14 protein-coding genes are annotated in these 18,066 nt (G+C 57.5%); 6 read left to right on the top strand and 8 right to left on the bottom strand.

The window, feature by feature from the left end:
* Positions 1-19: 19 nt before the first annotated feature.
* The 3 genes from HYE77_RS07950 to HYE77_RS07940 all read right to left on the bottom strand — a co-directional run bounded on the left by HYE77_RS07950 (position 20) and on the right by HYE77_RS07940 (position 3,846).
* Positions 20-2,311, bottom strand: coding sequence for a CHASE2 domain-containing protein (locus HYE77_RS07950; protein WP_177068638.1), 2,292 nt, complete (start codon positions 2,309-2,311; stop codon positions 20-22).
* An 18-nt stretch (positions 2,312-2,329) separates the two neighbouring features.
* Positions 2,330-3,325 (bottom strand): FecR domain-containing protein, encoded by a 996-nt coding sequence (locus HYE77_RS07945; RefSeq protein WP_256347145.1) that lies wholly within the window; start codon positions 3,323-3,325, stop codon positions 2,330-2,332.
* A gap of 269 nt (positions 3,326-3,594) precedes the next feature.
* Complete coding sequence (locus tag HYE77_RS07940; protein ID WP_177068637.1) at positions 3,595-3,846, bottom strand: hypothetical protein; 252 nt, start codon at positions 3,844-3,846, stop codon at positions 3,595-3,597.
* A 173-nt stretch (positions 3,847-4,019) separates the two neighbouring features.
* On the opposite strand from HYE77_RS07940, the gene HYE77_RS07935 reads away from it, so the two are divergent.
* Positions 4,020-4,742, top strand: coding sequence for a response regulator transcription factor (locus HYE77_RS07935; protein ID WP_003213588.1), 723 nt, complete (start codon positions 4,020-4,022; stop codon positions 4,740-4,742).
* A gap of 98 nt (positions 4,743-4,840) precedes the next feature.
* Here HYE77_RS07935 and gyrB read toward each other — a convergent pair whose 3' ends face one another.
* Genes gyrB through dnaA form a run of 4 tightly spaced genes read right to left on the bottom strand, consistent with a single transcriptional unit; the run spans position 4,841 to position 11,056 of the window.
* Positions 4,841-7,264 (bottom strand): DNA topoisomerase (ATP-hydrolyzing) subunit B, encoded by a 2,424-nt coding sequence (gyrB, locus tag HYE77_RS07930; RefSeq protein ID WP_003213587.1) that lies wholly within the window; start codon positions 7,262-7,264, stop codon positions 4,841-4,843.
* A gap of 4 nt (positions 7,265-7,268) precedes the next feature.
* Entirely contained in the window at positions 7,269-8,372 is a 1,104-nt protein-coding gene (gene recF / locus HYE77_RS07925; RefSeq protein ID WP_003213585.1) for a DNA replication/repair protein RecF, read from the bottom strand.
* 20 nt (positions 8,373-8,392) lie between these two features.
* Positions 8,393-9,496 carry a DNA polymerase III subunit beta gene (gene dnaN / locus HYE77_RS07920; protein ID WP_003213582.1) on the bottom strand — a complete coding sequence of 368 codons (1,104 nt, stop codon included), beginning with the start codon at positions 9,494-9,496 and terminating at the stop codon, positions 8,393-8,395.
* 39 nt (positions 9,497-9,535) lie between these two features.
* The gene (gene dnaA, locus HYE77_RS07915) at positions 9,536-11,056 is read right to left on the bottom strand and encodes a chromosomal replication initiator protein DnaA (protein WP_032868695.1); all 1,521 of its coding nucleotides are present in this window, start codon (positions 11,054-11,056) and stop codon (positions 9,536-9,538) included.
* A 585-nt stretch (positions 11,057-11,641) separates the two neighbouring features.
* On the opposite strand from dnaA, the gene rpmH reads away from it, so the two are divergent.
* The 5 genes from rpmH (at position 11,642) to mnmE (ending at position 15,571) form a co-directional block, all read left to right on the top strand.
* A complete protein-coding gene (gene rpmH, locus HYE77_RS07910; RefSeq protein ID WP_003213577.1) occupies positions 11,642-11,776 on the top strand; it encodes a 50S ribosomal protein L34 in 135 nt (44 codons plus the stop codon).
* Between the two features lie 16 nt (positions 11,777-11,792).
* The gene (rnpA, locus tag HYE77_RS07905) at positions 11,793-12,197 is read left to right on the top strand and encodes a ribonuclease P protein component (RefSeq protein ID WP_010168490.1); all 405 of its coding nucleotides are present in this window, start codon (positions 11,793-11,795) and stop codon (positions 12,195-12,197) included.
* Positions 12,190-12,435 carry a membrane protein insertion efficiency factor YidD gene (yidD, locus tag HYE77_RS07900; RefSeq protein WP_003213574.1) on the top strand — a complete coding sequence of 82 codons (246 nt, stop codon included), beginning with the start codon at positions 12,190-12,192 and terminating at the stop codon, positions 12,433-12,435. The genes rnpA and yidD overlap by 8 nt, the downstream gene beginning before the upstream one ends.
* Before the next feature lie 2 nt (positions 12,436-12,437).
* A complete protein-coding gene (yidC, locus tag HYE77_RS07895) occupies positions 12,438-14,120 on the top strand; it encodes a membrane protein insertase YidC (RefSeq protein ID WP_003213572.1) in 1,683 nt (560 codons plus the stop codon).
* A gap of 80 nt (positions 14,121-14,200) precedes the next feature.
* Positions 14,201-15,571 carry a tRNA uridine-5-carboxymethylaminomethyl(34) synthesis GTPase MnmE gene (mnmE, locus tag HYE77_RS07890; RefSeq protein WP_177068636.1) on the top strand — a complete coding sequence of 457 codons (1,371 nt, stop codon included), beginning with the start codon at positions 14,201-14,203 and terminating at the stop codon, positions 15,569-15,571.
* 22 nt (positions 15,572-15,593) lie between these two features.
* On the opposite strand, the gene HYE77_RS07885 is transcribed toward mnmE, so the two are convergent.
* Positions 15,594-18,035, bottom strand: a complete 2,442-nt coding sequence (locus tag HYE77_RS07885; protein ID WP_177068635.1) for a TonB-dependent siderophore receptor — start codon at positions 18,033-18,035, stop codon at positions 15,594-15,596.
* Positions 18,036-18,066 lie beyond the last annotated feature (31 nt).

Here is an 18,066-nt window from a genome sequence, read left to right as displayed (position 1 = left end):
ACAGGTGAAAAGCCGCGATTCAGTCTCGCCACAATGGCAGCTGAAGGATGAAGGTCGTACCTTTATCCACCTCGCTTTCGCAGCGAATTCTCCCACTGTGACGATCCACGACGGCCTTGACCATGGTCAGCCCCAACCCCAATCCTTCACTGCCCTGAGCCGAGGCGAAGCGCCGGTATTGAGCGAAGAGTTCGGGCAAATCCTGCGGGGAGATTCCTCGCCCCTGGTCGCTGATACGGCACTCCAAAGCGTCTTCATGGCGGGTCAGGCTTAACGTAACGGTGGTGCCCGATGGGCTGTATTTCACCGCATTTTCCAACAGGTTGAACAAGGCTCGGGTCAGCAGCGATTGGTCTGCCCACACCGTTTCTTCGCCGTCTTCATCCAGGTGATGGACCAGGCGAATGCCTTTCAACTGGGCGTGCACTGCGACTTGATCAAATGCGTCGAGCACCAACATGGCGAACAGGCTGGGCTGGAATTGGTAGCCATCGGATTCGGCTTTCGCCAGCTGCACGAATGATTCGGTCAGGTTCAGGGCACGGCGGACTTGTTGTTCGATCTGCGCAAATATCGGCGCGGCGGTGTCCTGAACATCCAACAGGGCCAGGATCGCCGAATGCGGCGCACGCAAGTCATGGGACAGAAAGCGCAGCAGGGTCTCCCGTTGCTGCTGGGCATCACGCTCAATGCTCAGGTCTGTGAGGCTCAGCAGCCAGCCCAGGGCCACGTCACCGTCTGCAGGCAGCAGCGGCGCCAGGTCGAGGCGCAGGCTGCGGTCAAGGGTGTCGCGGAACTCGACAATATCCAGCGTCGACAGGGCAGGGCGAACACCGTCCTGCAGCGGTGGATAACCCAATGCGGCGAGCTGATCCAAGAGGTTTTCGGCCACCAGTTCATTGCCGAACACATCGCGGGCAATTCGATTGGCCAGCAGGACGTTGCCCTTGGGATCGGTAATCAAGGTTGCTACAGGCAAACATTCCAGCCCATCGGCCATGAAGCGACGAGTGTCCCGGGTGCGGCTGACCGCTTGTTCGAGGGCGAAGATTCGTCCCTGCAATACATCACCCTGGCTGGCGGGCGCTCGACGGCGCTCCGGGAGTACTTTGGGCTCGTTGTCCAGGCGTGCCAGTTCCCAGCCGAAGTAGGCCAGGATCACGCTCAGGCGCCGCCAGTTCCAGATCAGGTAGCTGAGCAGCATGCCAATCAGACTTGCTGCCGGCGACCACCAATGGCCCAGGCGCAACAGGCCCCATGAACCCAGAAGCGCAGCCCCCATGCAACCGAGGGTCAGCCACAGTGCATAACGCGGGCGAAACAGCAGAAGGCCCAACAGCACCGCGACCATCGCGGTGGCCAGTAGCGTCGCCATCCACACGGGCAGATCGACAATACTGCGCCCTTGCAGCAAGCCATTGAGAATATTTGCCTGGATCTCCACGCCCGGGGTGGTGCCGACACTGGCCGAAAGCGGCGTGACATAACGGTCGCCCATGCCCGGTGCCGTAGCGCCAATCAGGATCAAGCGGTCGCGCAGCAACTCGGATGGCACCTCCCCGCGCAAGACACTGATATACGGCACGCTGGGAAAGCCGGCATGACTGGCAATAAAAGGAATTCGAATGGCATTTTCCCGCTGCCAGCTGGAGCTTTCCGACGGACCAGGTGCGCCCGGCATTCCGGATGGCTGGCCGCTCAGTTCAAACGCCAGCCAAGCTAACTGCGGTGTCAAATTACCGGGTGGACCTTCACGCAAATACAGGCTTCGAACGATGCCGTCGCTGTCCGCTTCCACGTTGATATGGCCGACGCTACGGGCGCAATCACGCAAGGGCAACACAGGCAGGATTTGCGCCACAGGCTGGCCGTAGCGTGGCGAACCTTCACGAATCAAAGGCAACAGGACGTTGCCAGCGCTGCACATAGCCTCGGCCAGGCGCAGGTCATTGGCTGGCTCCCGGGCGGGCTCGCTGAAGATCACATCAAACAGGATGCCGGCAGGCTTGGCGGCGCTCAGCCGATCAAGCAGGTCGGCATGCACACGTCGGGACCACGGCCATTGGCCAAGTTCCTTCAGACTTCGGTCGTCGATCGTTACCAGCAGGATGCGTGGATCCACCGATAAAGGCGCCAGCCGGCGGAGGCTGTCATACAGCAGGTTATTGAGGGCCAGGCCAGGGCTCAGGGACAGGAAGGCCGTGATGGGTAATAGCAACAGGCTGACCCACAGCCATTCGCGCACCAGGCCATTGAACAGCCGCTGAGCCTGAGTCGGTTGGCGCTTTTCAGCCCTGTGCCACAGCCTCACCGGCTCGCGTCCAGGGCACTACTGCACGCGGTTCGCGGGTGGGTAATAGAAAATGTCATAAACCCCGGTTTCTCCCTCAAGCCCGTGTTCATCATATGCCGACAAGCGAACGTGATAGAACGATGCTTTCAGCCCAGTGAAGCGCATTTGCGGCTTGTCGGAGAAGTTTTCCTGCTTGATGTTCAGAAACTCCTTATCGGTCGCGACCTGGGCCCGGTAGCGTTGGGCCCCGGCCAATGGCCGCAGGAACAGGGTCCAGACAGGCGCATCGCCCTTTTGGCCGTCCTGGCCGACCAACCGTGGCGCATCAAGCAGTTCCACGGGTTTGAGTTCGCCTTGTTTCTTGAACGCGAGGCCCTGCCGCGCACCAACCTTTACTTCACCAGAGACTGGACCGGTAATGGGCTTCTTCTTGATAGGATGCGGGGTCGGTGGAGCGTCATCACGATTGACCGCCACTTGCCCGTTGAGTACTTCCACCAGCGATTGTTCGCCATCGTTACGTACACGGAAATGCGTGCCGCGTACCCCCAGAACGCCCACCGGGGTCATGATCTGGAAACGGTCATAGTCGCTGGCACGCTTGATCACGTAAGCCTCGACCTGACCCTCTTCAAGAATCACCTGGGGAATGGATTGCTCCTCGACCAGATGCAATCGGACCTGGGAGCTGGAGGGCAAGACAATCCGCGAGCCGTCCCCCAGCAACAGGCTGACAAATGCGCCCGATGAGGTTTTCACGCTTTCTTGTTCATCAATGAACATGCCTTCTTCCAGGGCCGCGGACACACCCTTGGCATCCAGTTTCCAGGCTTCGCCCGTGAGGTGCTGCACCACTGCCGGAAGCGGTTGCGCGCGGCACATCCGGTTGTCGTCGATATAGGGTGCACGGGGAGGGGCAGGGCGTGCCAAGGCCGGAAGACTCACTACGCCAAGCGTAACGATCAGGCCCGAACTCAACAGCGTAGAAGCGGCAGAGCGGAATCGGCAAGGGAAAAAGGTCATGGCGCTCATCAAGATTCTAGTTCTAATGGGTCATCAGAAAGCACTTTCAGGCAGCGTCTTGCAGCGGGAAGACCTTGAGTACCGTCTACGATACTCGATGAGGTATCCAGTCGATAGCCGAAATATCTGGGAGCGTGAGATCCATTGCAGAAGATGACACGTCCCTGTGTCGGAGCACTTCCGTCGCTCCAATCCGTGTGTCATCCAGCGAGAGCGAATTTACCTACAACATAGGTGCATCGGACCGATTCGCAACATTTGTTCAGATTTGCGGGTACTTAAAATACCCAACGTTGGGTCTGCTGCTGTTCGCTGAGTTGCTGAAACGGTGAACGGGCGAAGCCCATGCCATTGCCGGGCTCACTCAAAGTCTGCCGTTCCTCGAACGGCATAGGTATCACCGGCTTATTGGCCCCGACCGTTTCCGTGCCCAGCGTAGCAACCATCACCACCAATACCAGTCTTCCCCATACATCAACCTTCCCCAGAACGGCCATACGTCTCGAAACAGCATAAAACCAGATTGCCATTGATCCTTTTCCTGAAGGTCTCGAGCCGGTATCTTCCCAGCTTGGGTGTTGACGATTTCCAATGGCTTGCGGCCATTTGATATCAGCGTACCGAGAGATTCAGAGGGCCTGAGAATCTGGCCATAATTGTTCAGATTCAATGCCCGCATTCTTCAATAAGAAAGGACCCTGCCATGCGTGTCGCAATACTGGATGACGAACCTGCTGAACTGCGGCGGGTGGAACAGACACTGCGACAAATCCCCAGCGCTGCGGATCAGCCATGGACCCTGCACTGCTTCGAGCGTGGAGAAGACCTGCTGCGACAACTGCGCCGCGAGACCTTCGACTTGCTGATCCTTGACTGGCAACTGCCCGACCTCAGTGGCCTGGCATTGCTGCGCTGGACCCGCGAGCACATGGAAGCGCCGCCAGCCGCCATCATGCTTACCAGCCGCGATGCCGAGAGCGATATCGTCCAGGCGCTGAACAGTGGTGCCGATGATTACGTCAGCAAGCCGTTTCGTCCCAATGAGCTTAAGGCTCGGGTGAATGCCGTTCTGCGTCGCCACGGGTTGCAGAAGTCTGCAGCCAGTGAGGTGCATACCTTCAATGACCTGACCTTTGATGATGCTGAACTCACGGTGAGCAGGGCGGGAAAACCCATCAGCCTGACGGAGCGCGAATACCGCCTGGCGCGGTGCCTGTTTGAGAACCTGGCGCGGCCGCTGTCTCGAGAGTACCTGTATGAACGGTTCTGGACCCATGAGGAGATGGTGTCGTCGCGGCCGCTGGATACGCATATTTATCGGCTGCGGAATAAGCTCGGGCTGACGGCGGATCGGGGTTGGCAGTTGCTGACGATCTATGGGTACGGATATCGGTTGGAGAGTGTGACGGCGGCTTCCGAGGACTGAGATGTTCCACGTGGAGCATTTATAAAATGCTCATATCCAGCCCATAAAAAAGGCCAACGCTAAGCGTTGGCCTTTTTTGTTTTTGCGCTGCAACCTGATCAGAAGTCCAGGTTGGAAACCGCCAGGGCATTGCTCTCGATGAAGTCACGACGAGGCTCGACCGCATCACCCATCAGGGTGTTAAAGATCTGGTCCGCGCCAATGGCGTCTTCGATGGTCACGCGCAGCATGCGACGCTGGGCTGGGTCCATGGTGGTTTCCCACAGCTGATCCGGGTTCATTTCGCCCAGACCTTTGTATCGCTGAATGGTATGGCGCTTGGTGCTTTCCGCCATCAACCAGTCCAGGGCTTCCTTGAACTCTTTGACCGCTTTCTTGCGCTCGCCACGCTGAATGTAAGCACCGTCGTCCAGCAGGGTGCTCAGTTGCGCGCCGAGGGTAACAACCGTCTTGTAGTCGTTGCTGCCGAAGAAGTCGCGGTTGAAGGTGACGTAGTTCGACAGGCCGTGGGAAATCAGTTCGACCTCTGGCAGCCAGACGTTACGTTCACGGTCTTCACGCAGGCTGGCTTTGTAGACCAGGCCGGATTTTTCAACGGTACGCAGGCGGACTTCGTACTGGGCCAACCAAGCCTGCATGTGAGCATGATCACCCAACTGTTCCAGGCTGACGGATGGCAGGTAGATGAAGTGCTCGGTCAGCTCCTGAGGGTACAGGCGCGACAAACGCTTGAGGGTCTTCATCACCATGCGGAAGTCGTTTACCAGGCGCTCCAACGCTTCACCGGAGATGCCCGGGGCTTCGTCGTTCAAGTGCAGGCTCGCATCTTCCAGGGCCGACTGCGTCATGTACTCTTCCATGGCGTCGTCGTCTTTGATGTATTGCTCTTGCTTGCCTTTTTTCACTTTGTACAACGGTGGCTGGGCGATGTAGATGTAGCCACGCTCGATCAACTCCGGCAACTGACGGAAGAAGAACGTCAGCAGCAGGGTGCGGATGTGCGAACCGTCAACGTCAGCATCGGTCATGATGATGATGTTGTGATAGCGCAGCTTGTCGATGTTGTACTCATCGCGGCCGATGCCACAGCCCAGGGCGGTGATCAAGGTGCCGACTTCCTGCGAGGAAATCATCTTGTCGAAACGCGCCTTCTCGACGTTGAGGATCTTACCCTTCAACGGCAGGATGGCCTGGGTGCGACGGTTGCGACCCTGCTTGGCGGAACCGCCAGCAGAGTCACCTTCCACCAGGTACAGTTCGGAGAGGGCAGGGTCTTTCTCCTGGCAGTCAGCCAGTTTGCCCGGCAGGCCGGCGATATCCAGCGCACCTTTACGACGCGTCATCTCACGGGCTTTACGCGCCGCTTCACGAGCCCGTGCTGCGTCGATCATCTTGCCGACAACCAGCTTGGCTTCGTTCGGGTTTTCCAGCAGGAAGTCGGAGAAGTACTTGCCCATTTCCTGTTCGACCGCTGTCTTCACTTCGGAGGACACCAGCTTGTCTTTGGTCTGGGAGCTGAACTTCGGATCCGGAACCTTGACCGAGATAATGGCGGTCAGGCCTTCGCGGGCATCGTCACCGGTGGTGGCGACTTTGTGTTTCTTCGCCAGGCCTTCCGCTTCGATGTAGGTGTTCAGGTTACGCGTCAGTGCAGAACGGAAACCCACCAGGTGAGTACCGCCATCGCGCTGAGGAATGTTGTTGGTGAAGCACAACAGGTTCTCGTTGAAGCTGTCGTTCCACTGCAGGGCGATTTCTACGCCGATGCCGTCTTCACGCTGGATGTTGAAGTGGAACACCTGATTGACCGCGGTCTTGTTGGTGTTCAGGTATTCAACGAACGCACGCAGGCCGCCTTCGTACTTGAACAGCTCTTCCTTGCCGCTGCGTTCGTCCTTGAGGACGATACCCACACCGGAGTTCAGGAAAGACAGTTCACGAATCCGCTTGGCCAGAATGTCCCAGCTGAAGTGGATGTTCTTGAAGGTTTCAGCCGAAGGCTTGAAGTGAATCTGCGTACCAGTGCTTTCGCTGTCACCGACGATTTTCATCGGTTCCTGTGGAACACCATGAACGTAAGTCTGTTCCCAGATCTTGCCGCTACGACGTACAGTCAGGATCAGCTCTTCAGAAAGGGCGTTTACTACCGAAACACCTACACCGTGCAAACCGCCAGATACTTTATAGGAGTTATCGTCGAACTTACCGCCGGCGTGGAGCACGGTCATGATGACCTCTGCCGCCGAAACGCCTTCTTCTTTATGCACATCTACCGGAATGCCGCGACCGTTGTCGCGTACGGTGATGGATTCGTCCGGGTGGATGATGATGCTGATGTCGTCGCAGTGACCGGCCAAAGCTTCGTCGATCGAGTTATCGACCACCTCGAACACCATGTGGTGCAGACCGCTGCCATCATCGGTATCACCGATGTACATACCGGGACGTTTGCGTACGGCATCCAAACCTTTAAGCACTTTAATGCTGGTCGAGTCGTACGTATTCGTATTTTCTTCGCTCATGCCTTCACTCCCGATGGTCGTGGGTCTGGGTGATACGGCCTTGTTCCACGTGGAACAAAGCGACTGGCGTTTCCGTCTGCCAGCCTTCCCTCAATAATTCGTGGTCTACACAGGTGATAAACACCTGGCAGCGTAAGTCTTCCAACAAGCGGCATAACGCGCGGCGGTGCTGCTCGTCCAGTTCGGACGGCAAGTCATCCACCAGATAAATACATTGCCCGCGCCGGGCCTGGCTAACCAGATGCCCCTGGGCGATACGCAAAGCGCAGACCACCAACTTTTGCTGACCGCGGGACAAGATATCCGCAGCATTATGTGCGCCCAATCTAAGGCGCAAATCAGCCCGTTGTGGTCCGGCCTGGGTGTGACCAATTTGCTGATCCCGTTGCAAGGACGTCGCGAGCACTGCACTCAGTTCCCGGTCTTTGTCCCAACCACGGTAGTAGCTCAACGTCAGCCCCTCGAGTTCAAGTAACTCGCTCAAGGTCTGCTCAAAGACTGGTTTCAAGGCTTTGATATAGGCGCGGCGGTATTCATCTATTTCAGCGCTGGCCAGGCACAGTTCCCGGTCCCAAGCAGCTTGCGAAGCGGCGTCAAGTGTACCATGCCGCAGCCATGAGTTCCGCTGCCGCAGGGCCTTCTGCAGGCGCTGCCAAGTGGCCATGAAACGCGGTTCCACGTGGAACACTCCCCAATCGAGGAATTGCCTGCGGATTTTTGGCGCGCCTTCCAGCAAGCGGAAGCTGTCCGGGTTGATCAGTTGCAGCGGCAGGATTTCTGCCAGCTGCGCAGCACTACGAGCATTCTGCCCATCGATGCGGATTTGAAACTCCCCCTGACGATCACGAGAAATCCCCAGGCTGCTATGACCGCCTTCGGCCAATTCGACTTGGCCAAATACTGTGCACGCCAGTTGCTCGTACTGAATCACCGGCAACAAGCGGGCACTGCGAAAGGAACGAGCGAGCCCCAGCAGGTGAATGGCTTCCAGCACGCTGGTTTTGCCACTGCCGTTGGCGCCGTGGAGGATATTGATGCGGGGGGAGGGGGAGAAGGTCACCGGGTGCAAATTGCGCACCGCGGTGACCGAGACGCGACTGAGGGACATCTAGCTTCTGCTGAACATGATTACAGGCGCATCGGCATGACAACGTAAGCCGAGTCATCGTTGTCGGATTCTTGTACCAGGGCGCTGCTGTTGGAGTCAGACAGAATCAGGCGAACCTGTTCAGTGGTCATCACGCCCAGCACGTCCAACAGGTAGCTGACGTTGAAGCCGATTTCCAGGTTGCCGCCGTTGTAGTCGACGCCCACTTCTTCTTCCGCTTCTTCCTGCTCAGGGTTATTCGCCTGGATTTTCAGTTGGCCGTTGGCCAATTGCAGGCGGATACCACGGTATTTCTCGTTGGAAAGAATAGCGGTACGGCTGAACGCTTCACGCAGGGCCTGACGATCACCGATCACCAGCTTGTCGCCGCCTTTTGGCAGAACGCGCTCGTAATCCGGGAACTTGCCGTCAACCAGCTTGGAAGTGAAGGTGAACTCGCCAGTGGTCGCGCGGATGTGGTGCTGGCCCAGCACGATACTGACATTGCCATCCGGCTCGGTCAGCAGGCGCGCGAGTTCCAGAATACCTTTACGCGGCACGATCACCTGGTGGCGATCCGGCTGACCGATATCGGCCTTCATCGAGCACATGGCCAGACGGTGACCGTCGGTGGCTACGGCGCGGATGATGCCTTCGGAGACTTCCAGCAGCATGCCGTTAAGGTAATAACGCACGTCCTGCTGGGCCATGGCGAAGCTGGTGCGCTCGATCAAGCGGCGCAGTCGGCTTTGTTCCAGGCTGCAGGTCAGCGAGCCTGGGCCTTCTTCCACGGTCGGGAAGTCGTTGGCCGGCAAGGTCGACAGGGTGAAACGGCTGCGACCGGCCTTGACCACCAGCTTTTGCTCATCAACCTTGATGTCGATCAGCGCGTCGTTGGGCAGGCTCTTGCAGATGTCCATCAGCTTGCGCGCCGGCACGGTGATCTCGCCGGGTTCGGCGGGCTCTTCGAGCTGGACGCGACCGACCAGTTCGACTTCCAGGTCGGTACCGGTCAAGGACAATTGCTGGCCTTCGACAACCAGCAATACGTTGGAAAGCACCGGCAAGGTCTGTCGGCGCTCGACGACGCCTGCGACCAGTTGCAGGGGTTTCAACAGGGCTTCGCGTTGAATGGTGAAATGCATGGTCTAGTCCCTTGCCTTAATAAGCTGCGCTGGTGTTCATCAAGTAGTCAGTGTACGCAGCAGGTTCTTGTAGTCCTCGCGAATATCCGCGTCGGATTCCTTAAGTTCGTTGATCTTGCGGCACGCGTGCAAGACCGTGGTGTGGTCGCGACCGCCAAACACATCACCAATTTCCGGCAGGCTGTGGTTGGTCAGCTCTTTGGAGAGCGCCATCGCTACCTGGCGGGGACGTGCTACCGAGCGCGAACGGCGCTTGGACAGCAGGTCGGAAATCTTGATCTTGTAATACTCGGCCACGGTGCGCTGGATGTTATCCACACTCACCAGCTTGTCTTGCAACGCCAGCAGGTCTTTCAGGGATTCGCGAATCAGCTCGATGGTGATGTCACGCCCCATGAAGTGCGAGTGAGCGATGACCCGCTTGAGTGCGCCTTCCAGTTCACGCACGTTGGAGCGAATGCGCTGGGCGATAAAGAACGCGGCGTCGTGCGGCAGGTCGACTTTGGCCTGGTCGGCCTTTTTCATCAGGATCGCGACGCGGGTTTCAAGCTCCGGCGGTTCTACCGCTACGGTCAGGCCCCAGCCGAAGCGCGACTTCAGGCGCTCTTCCAGGCCTTCGATTTCCTTCGGATAACGGTCACTGGTCAGAATGACCTGCTGGCCACCTTCGAGCAACGCGTTGAACGTGTGGAAAAACTCTTCCTGGGAACGTTCCTTGCGGGCGAAGAATTGAATGTCATCGATCAGCAAGGCATCAACGGAACGGTAGAACCGCTTGAACTCGTTGATGGCGTTGAGCTGCAACGCCTTGACCATATCGGCCACGAAGCGCTCCGAATGCAGGTACACGACCTTGGCATTCGGGTTCTTCTTTAATAGGTGGTTACCCACGGCGTGCATCAAGTGAGTTTTACCCAAGCCAACGCCACCATAAAGGAAGAGCGGGTTGTAACCGTGCTTGGGGTTGTCGGCGACCTGCCAGGCAGCCGCGCGGGCCAGCTGGTTGGATTTACCTTCGACAAAGTTCTCAAAGGTGAACGTGCGGTTCAGATAGCTGGTGTGCTTGAGCGCACCCTCTACCTGGACGGTGCGCTGTTCGGCACGAACCGGGGCCTGTTGTGAGCTGGCGCCGGCCATTGGGTCAAAGCTGTCGCGGGACGGCTCTTCATTTATAGGCGCGTTTTTCTGCGACGAGGATTTCGAAGGCGTCTGGGCGACCGGGGCTGGCGAGTTATTAACAGGTGCCGCAGCGGCCTGAGCCTGGGAGGCACTGGCAGCCAACGGTGCATTCGGCGCAGCACGAGGTGCCGAGCTACGTTTGCTGCCTATTAATAAGGAGAGCACCGGAGCAAGCCCGTTGCCATGTTCATCGAGCAATTCGAGAACGCGGCTCAGGTATTTCTCGTTGACCCAGTCGAGAACAAAACGATTGGGTGCGTAGACACGCAACTCGTCGCCTTCGGCTTCGACCTGTAGCGGACGGATCCAGGTGTTGAATTGCTGGGCAGGCAGCTCATCGCGCAAAAGCTCCACGCACTGCTGCCAAAGTTCCACTGACACGGATATCCCCTAAGTTGAAAGCCGGTGAGGCAAAAACAGCCGCCATTGTAGCGGCCAGCCGTCCACTTATCCACATGTAGGTTGCTCACAGGGCGCCAAGAATCAATGCCTTAACCGTAAAAAAGGCGACAAATGGTCTGTGCATAAGCTCTGTGGATAAGCGCCCCTAAGCTCGTTGTACAAGTGGGGTCGAAAGTCTGTGGGTAACTGGCCTGTGGATAACTAGCCATTCCACACACAGCTTATCCGATAGCGCAGCACAGGCAGAGCACCGTTTCTCCCCCGTGTTGTCATTCTCTGTACAGCCCGTAGAATATGGTCTCAAGGCAGTTATCCACAGAAGATGGGGTGCCTAGCTTTTATAAGCTTTACAGAAAAGCTTTAAATAACTTCCTTCTTTATTTTTATATCTATGGCATTGCTCGTCAAAGGCGAATCGCCCGGATTCGGTCCGCAGGCCTCCAGATATCTAATTAAAGGAAAAGCTGGTTGGAAATTGACCTAGAGGCTTGCTTTCTCTAGAATCGCCGGTCTCTTAAAACGGGGGCCATTCCGGCCCGTTGTGGACGAACCAGGTAACACGCCATGAAACGTACTTTCCAACCAAGCACCATCAAACGCGCCCGTACTCACGGCTTCCGTGCTCGCATGGCCACCAAGAACGGCCGTGCTGTCCTGTCGCGTCGCCGCGCCAAAGGTCGTGCGCGTCTGGCAGTTTGATAATCCGGTACTGGTGGTGAGTCAGGACTTCAGTCGGGAAAAGCGTCTGCTAACCCCCCGGCATTTCAAGGCAGTCTTTGACTCCCCCACCGGCAAGGTTCCGGGGAAAAATCTCCTGCTCCTTGCGCGTAACAACGATCTGGATCACCCCCGTCTCGGGTTGGTGATCGGCAAGAAGAGCGTAAAGCTCTCCGTTGAGCGCAATCGCCTCAAGCGTCTGATGCGCGAATCGTTTCGCCTCCACCAGGAGACTCTGGTTGGTTGGGATATTGTTATCGTCGCGCGCAAAGGCTTGGGGGACGTAGAAAACCCCGAATTGATTCAGCATTTCGGCAAGCTCTGGAAACGTTTGGCTCGTACCAACAAGCCAGCACCAGCTGTCAGCACCGAAACTGTAGGGGTAGACAGTACTGATGCGTAAACTGGCCCTCGTTCCGATCCAGTTTTACCGCTATGCCATTAGTCCCCTGATGGCAAACCACTGTCGTTTCTACCCCAGTTGTTCCTGCTACGCGTTGGAAGCCATAGAAAATCATGGCCTTCTGCGCGGTGGCTGGCTGACCTTTCGTCGTTTAGGTCGCTGTCATCCGTGGAATCCCGGTGGTTATGACCCGGTTCCGCCTATCCCTACCTCCCGTTCTTCTTCGATGGCCGAGTAATCATGGATATTAAACGCACGATCCTGATCGTCGCCCTGGCAATCGTGTCCTACTCTATGGTTCTTAAGTGGAACCAGGATTATGGCCAAGCTGCCCTGCCGACTCAGAATGTTGCTACCAATCAGTCGGCGCCGGCTATTCCGGATACGCCACTGGGTAACAATGCTGCCGCCAGTGCCGATGTACCCAGCGCGAATGCCGATACCAGTACCCCGGTAGAAACCCCGGTCGTCACCAATAAAGACCTCATCCATGTAAAAACGGATGTACTGGACCTGGCAATCGACCCACAGGGTGGTGATATCGCCCAGCTGAAGCTGCCGCTGTATCCACGTCGCCAAGACCATCCGGATGTTCCGTTCCAGCTGTTCGATAACGGTGGCGAACGTGTATATCTGGCGCAAAGTGGCCTGACCGGTACTGACGGTCCGGATGCTCGTGCTACCGGTCGTCCGGTTTATTCGACCGAACAGAAGACTTATCAACTGGCCGATGGCCAGAACCAGTTGAACGTCGACCTGAAATTCAGTCACGACGGCGTCAACTACATCAAGCGTTTCAGCTTCACCCGCGGTTTGTACGATCTGAAAGTCACTTACCTGATCGACAACGAAAGCGCGAAGCCGTGGACGGGCAACCTGTTTGCCCAGCTCAAGCGTGACAACAGCGCCGATCCTTCTTCCAGCACCGCCACCGGCACCGCGACGTACCTGGGCGCAGCCCTGTGGACAAGTAGCGAGCCGTACAAAAAAGTGTCGATGAAAGATATCGACAAGGGCGCGCTGAAAGAAACCGTTCAAGGTGGCTGGGTTGCCTGGTTGCAACACTACTTCGTGACCGCATGGATCCCGAACAAAGGTGATGCCAACCTGGTTCAAACCCGCAAAGACAGCCAAGGCAACTATATCATTGGCTTTACTGGCCCGACGTTGACCGTCGCTCCGGGTGCCAAGGCTGAAGCCAGCGCCACGTTGTACGCCGGTCCGAAGAGCCAGGCAGTCCTCAAAGAGTTATCCCCAGGTCTGGAACTGACTGTGGATTACGGCATTCTGTGGTTCATTGCCCAGCCGATTTTCTGGCTGCTGCAACATATCCACAGCATTGTGGGTAACTGGGGCTTCTCGATTATCCTGCTGACCATGCTGATCAAGGGGATCTTCTTCCCACTGTCGGCTGCCAGCTACAAGTCGATGGCGCGTATGCGTGCCGTGGCCCCGAAACTGGCCGCGCTGAAAGAACAACATGGCGATGACCGGCAGAAAATGTCCCAGGCCATGATGGAGCTGTACAAGAAAGAGAAGATCAACCCGTTGGGTGGATGCTTGCCGATTCTGGTGCAGATGCCGGTATTCCTGTCGCTGTACTGGGTACTCCTGGAAAGCGTGGAAATGCGCCAGGCTCCGTTCATGCTGTGGATAACTGACCTGTCGATCAAAGACCCGTTCTTTATCCTGCCGATCATCATGGGCGCGACCATGTTCATCCAGCAGCGTCTGAACCCGACTCCGCCGGACCCGATGCAGGCCAAGGTAATGAAAATGATGCCAATCATCTTCACCTTCTTCTTCCTGTGGTTCCCGGCTGGTCTGGTGCTGTACTGGGTGGTCAACAACTGCCTGTCGATCTCCCAACAGTGGTACATCACACGTAAAATCGAAGCGGCTACCAAAAAAGCCGAGGCGTAATTTACTCTGTGGATAACACCACTCAAGACGCCCCCTAGTGGGGCGTTTTGCTTTCTGTCACTTTTATCCGGGTACCCGCCATGAGCGCTCCTCGTGAAACCATCGCCGCTGTCGCCACCGCTCAAGGTCGTGGTGGTGTCGGTATCGTTCGTATTTCCGGGCCGCTCGCCAGCGTGGCGGCCCAGGCCATCAGCGGGCGGGAACTGAAGCCGAGGTATGCGCATTACGGGCCGTTTTTAGGTGCTGATGAAGAAGTGCTGGATGAAGGTATCGCCCTTTATTTCCCGGGGCCGAACTCCTTTACCGGCGAAGACGTCCTCGAGCTGCAAGGCCACGGCGGCCCGATCGTTCTGGACATGCTGCTGCAGCGTTGCCTGCAGTTGGGTTGCCGCCTGGCACGTCCGGGTGAATTCAGCGAACGCGCGTTCCTCAACGACAAACTCGACCTGGCCCAGGCCGAGGCGATTGCCGACCTGATCGAAGCCAGCTCTGCACAAGCTGCGCGCAATGCGTTGCGCTCGTTGCAGGGCGCGTTTTCCCTGCGTGTGCATAACCTCACCGAGCAATTGATCAGCTTGCGCATCTACGTGGAGGCCGCGATTGATTTCCCGGAGGAAGAAATCGACTTCCTTGCCGATGGCCATGTCCTGGCGATGCTGGATAAGGTTCGTGATGAGTTATCCACAGTGCTGCGCGAAGCCGGGCAAGGTGCCTTGCTGCGTGACGGTATGACCGTGGTGATTGCCGGCCGTCCCAACGCCGGCAAGTCGAGCCTGCTCAATGCCCTGGCCGGGCGAGAGGCCGCGATCGTCACCGAGATCGCCGGCACCACGCGGGATATCCTGCGCGAACATATCCACATCGATGGCATGCCCCTGCATGTGGTGGACACCGCTGGACTGCGTGACACCGATGACCAGGTGGAAAAGATCGGGGTGGAACGCGCGTTGAAGGCCATCACGGAAGCTGACCGCGTGTTGCTGGTGGTGGATGCCACCGCGCCAGAGGCTGCAGACCCGTTCGCACTGTGGCCGGAATTCCTCGAACAACGGCCGGACCCGGCCAAGGTCACGCTGATTCGCAACAAGGCTGACCTGACGGGCGAGGCAATTGCCCTGGAAGTCAGTGAAGATGGCCACGTGACAATCAGCTTGAGTGCCAAGGCTGCAGGAGAAGGGCTGGAACTGCTGCGCGATCATCTGAAAGCGTGCATGGGCTACGAGCAGACTTCGGAAAGCAGCTTCAGCGCTCGTCGCAGGCACCTGGAGGCAATGCGGCATGCCAGCGCCGCCCTCGAGCATGGCCGTGCGCAACTGACGCTGGCAGGAGCCGGTGAGCTGCTGGCTGAGGATTTACGCCAGGCGCAGCAGCTGTTGGGTGAGATCACCGGCGCATTCAGCTCCGATGATTTGTTGGGGCGGATCTTTTCAAGCTTCTGTATCGGGAAATAGGCGGTTATCCACAGCTGGCTGGTTACCAGTTGTAGGAAACAGTTCCGAGTAGCGTCCGGCTTTCACCCCAGTAGCAGCGGCCCGCATCGTTGCAGCCGGACACATACTCCTTGTCGAACAGGTTCTTCGCATTCACGTCTACCGACCAGTGCTGGTCAATCTGGTAACCAATGGCGGCATCTACCAACGTCACGCTTCCAGCATCCAGCTTCCCGTATAGAGAAGGCGCGGTGTAAGCGAAAGTGCTGTCGAAGTAGCGCACGCCGCCGCCGACGGACAAGCCCTTGAGCTGGCCATCAAGAAAGCGGTATTTGCCCCAGACCGAAGCCTGATTACGCGGAACACCGGTCATCTGGTGACCTTCCACGAGCGACGTTGCCGAATCCTTGGTAATCCGAGCATCGGTGTAGGTGTAGGCCGCAGCCACGTTCAAATTAGGTGTGAGGTTGCTGTTGACCTCCACTTCCACACCCTTGGCCCGGCTTTCGCCGACCTGGCGGTAGGTATTGGTCGTGGCGTCGAGGTACGTGTCGTCCTGCTTGCGCAAGTCATAGACCGACAACGTCATCGCCGTGTCCCAGCCGATCGGCTCGTACTTGAGGCCTACTTCGTATTGACTGCTGGTGATCGGGTCCAGCGGTGTGCCGGCATTGGAGATCTGCTGTACCGGAACGAACGCGGTCGAGTAGCTGACATATGGCGTCAGGCCATTGTCGAACTGGTACATGATCCCGCCCTGATAGGTGAACTTGCGGTCTTCAGAGCTGATGTTGCCGGCCTTGGCCACCTTGTCGCGAAAATCACTGTCGACCCAGTCCTGCCGCCCGCCGAGCAAGAATAACCAGTGGTCATACTTGCTCTGAAGCTGTGCATAAACACCTTTCATCTGCTGTTCGAGCAACGTGTTTTGCACCGCGAGAGGCGTCAATGGGTCCCTCAGGTACACCGGGTTATACACATTGATCGTGCCTGCAAATCCGGCATTCCAATCCTGGCTGAACGAGGTACGGTCATAGCTGGCACCGAACAGCACGGTATTTTCCAGCCCGCCTACCTGGAATTTGCCTTCCAACTGGTTATCCAGCGAGTAGACCATCGATTTGTTGTAGCGGTCGTAGGCATTCATGTTCAGCTGTGTGCCGAACCCCGCATTATTCAGGTTGCCTGGCCAGGTTTCATGGCGGGTGATTCGCGACTGCATGTAGCGCGAGTTCTGCCGAAGCTGCCAGTCATCATTGAAGCTGTGGCTGAACTCGTAGCCGGTGCTCCAGGTTTCCCGTTCGAAGGTGTTCCAATCCGGGTCACCGAGCATGGTGTGCTTTGAGAGCTTTCCGTTGGGGTTGGTCAGTAACGTGCCTGCTGCAGGTAGGCCAAGTTCAAGATTGGTGTGGTCTTTCTGGTAGTTGGCCAGCAGCGTCAGGGTGTTGTAGTCGTCGAAATTGAGGGTCAGGGACGGTGCGATATACAGGCGGTCATCGGGAACGTGATCGGTCTGGGTGTCGGACTTCCTGCCGAGCATCACCACCCGTCCAAGGATATTGCCGCTGTCGTCCAAGGGACCGGAGATATCCACACCCACCTGGCGCCGGTTATTAGAACCGTAGGTCAGCTGAACTTCGCCTTGTGGTGTAGCTGTCGGGTGTTTACTCACCAGGTTGACCAGGCCACCGGGTGCGTTTTCGCCGTAGAGCAGGGAAGAAGGGCCACGGAATATCTCCACCCGTTCCAGGCCATAAGGTTCGCTGGTGGTGTCATACCGGTTGCCTTGGACTCGCAAGCCATCGCGCAGCAGGCCGTAGCCATAATCCGTAGCGTTGAAACCGCGAATGAAGAACAAGTCACCGGCCAGCCCGTCGCCCGCAGCGAAGGGAGGGGCAAAGATTCCCGGCACATAGCCCAGCACTTCGGTGAGCGTCTGGGATTTTTGATCCTTGATGCGCTGGCCGGTCACCACCGACACCGAGCGCGGGGTTTCCGACAATGGTGTGCTGGTCTTGGTACCGATTCGGCTGTTTTGCGCCTTGTAACCTACGTCCCCGGCAATTTCCTGATTGAACCCAGTCTGTTGATAAGTGCTTACAGTAGTGGGGGCCAGCATGAGCTGTTCTCCGCTCGCGGCCGGCTGCAGCGCGTAGCTGCCGGGGCCTTGAACCGCCGCCTGCAATCCCGAGTTTTGCAGCAATAACGCAAACCCTTGCTCCACCGAGTAGTCACCCTCCAGCCCAGGACTTTGCAGGCGCGCCGTCTGCTGCGGCGAGAATGACAGAATCACATTGGCCTTCGACGCGAATTGGCTCAAGGCATTGTCGAGTGGCCCGGAGGCGATCACGTAATGTTGCACTGGGCTGGCAGCAATGGCCCCAGTGCATAGCAAGGTGCTGGCAGTCGCGGCCGTGGCCAGCAGCAAGCCATACGTGATGCCGTGATGGGAGAGACGCTGGCGAAGTTTTGTAGGAAGGCGCATGTGTGAGTAAGCCCTGAAGGTAGCATCGTGA

Source organism: Pseudomonas sp. IPO3774 (genome assembly GCF_013386835.1).
GTDB lineage: Bacteria > Pseudomonadota > Gammaproteobacteria > Pseudomonadales > Pseudomonadaceae > Aquipseudomonas.
The sequence above is the reverse complement of the archived record's forward strand: the minus strand, read 5'-3'. Positions and strand labels throughout refer to the sequence as shown.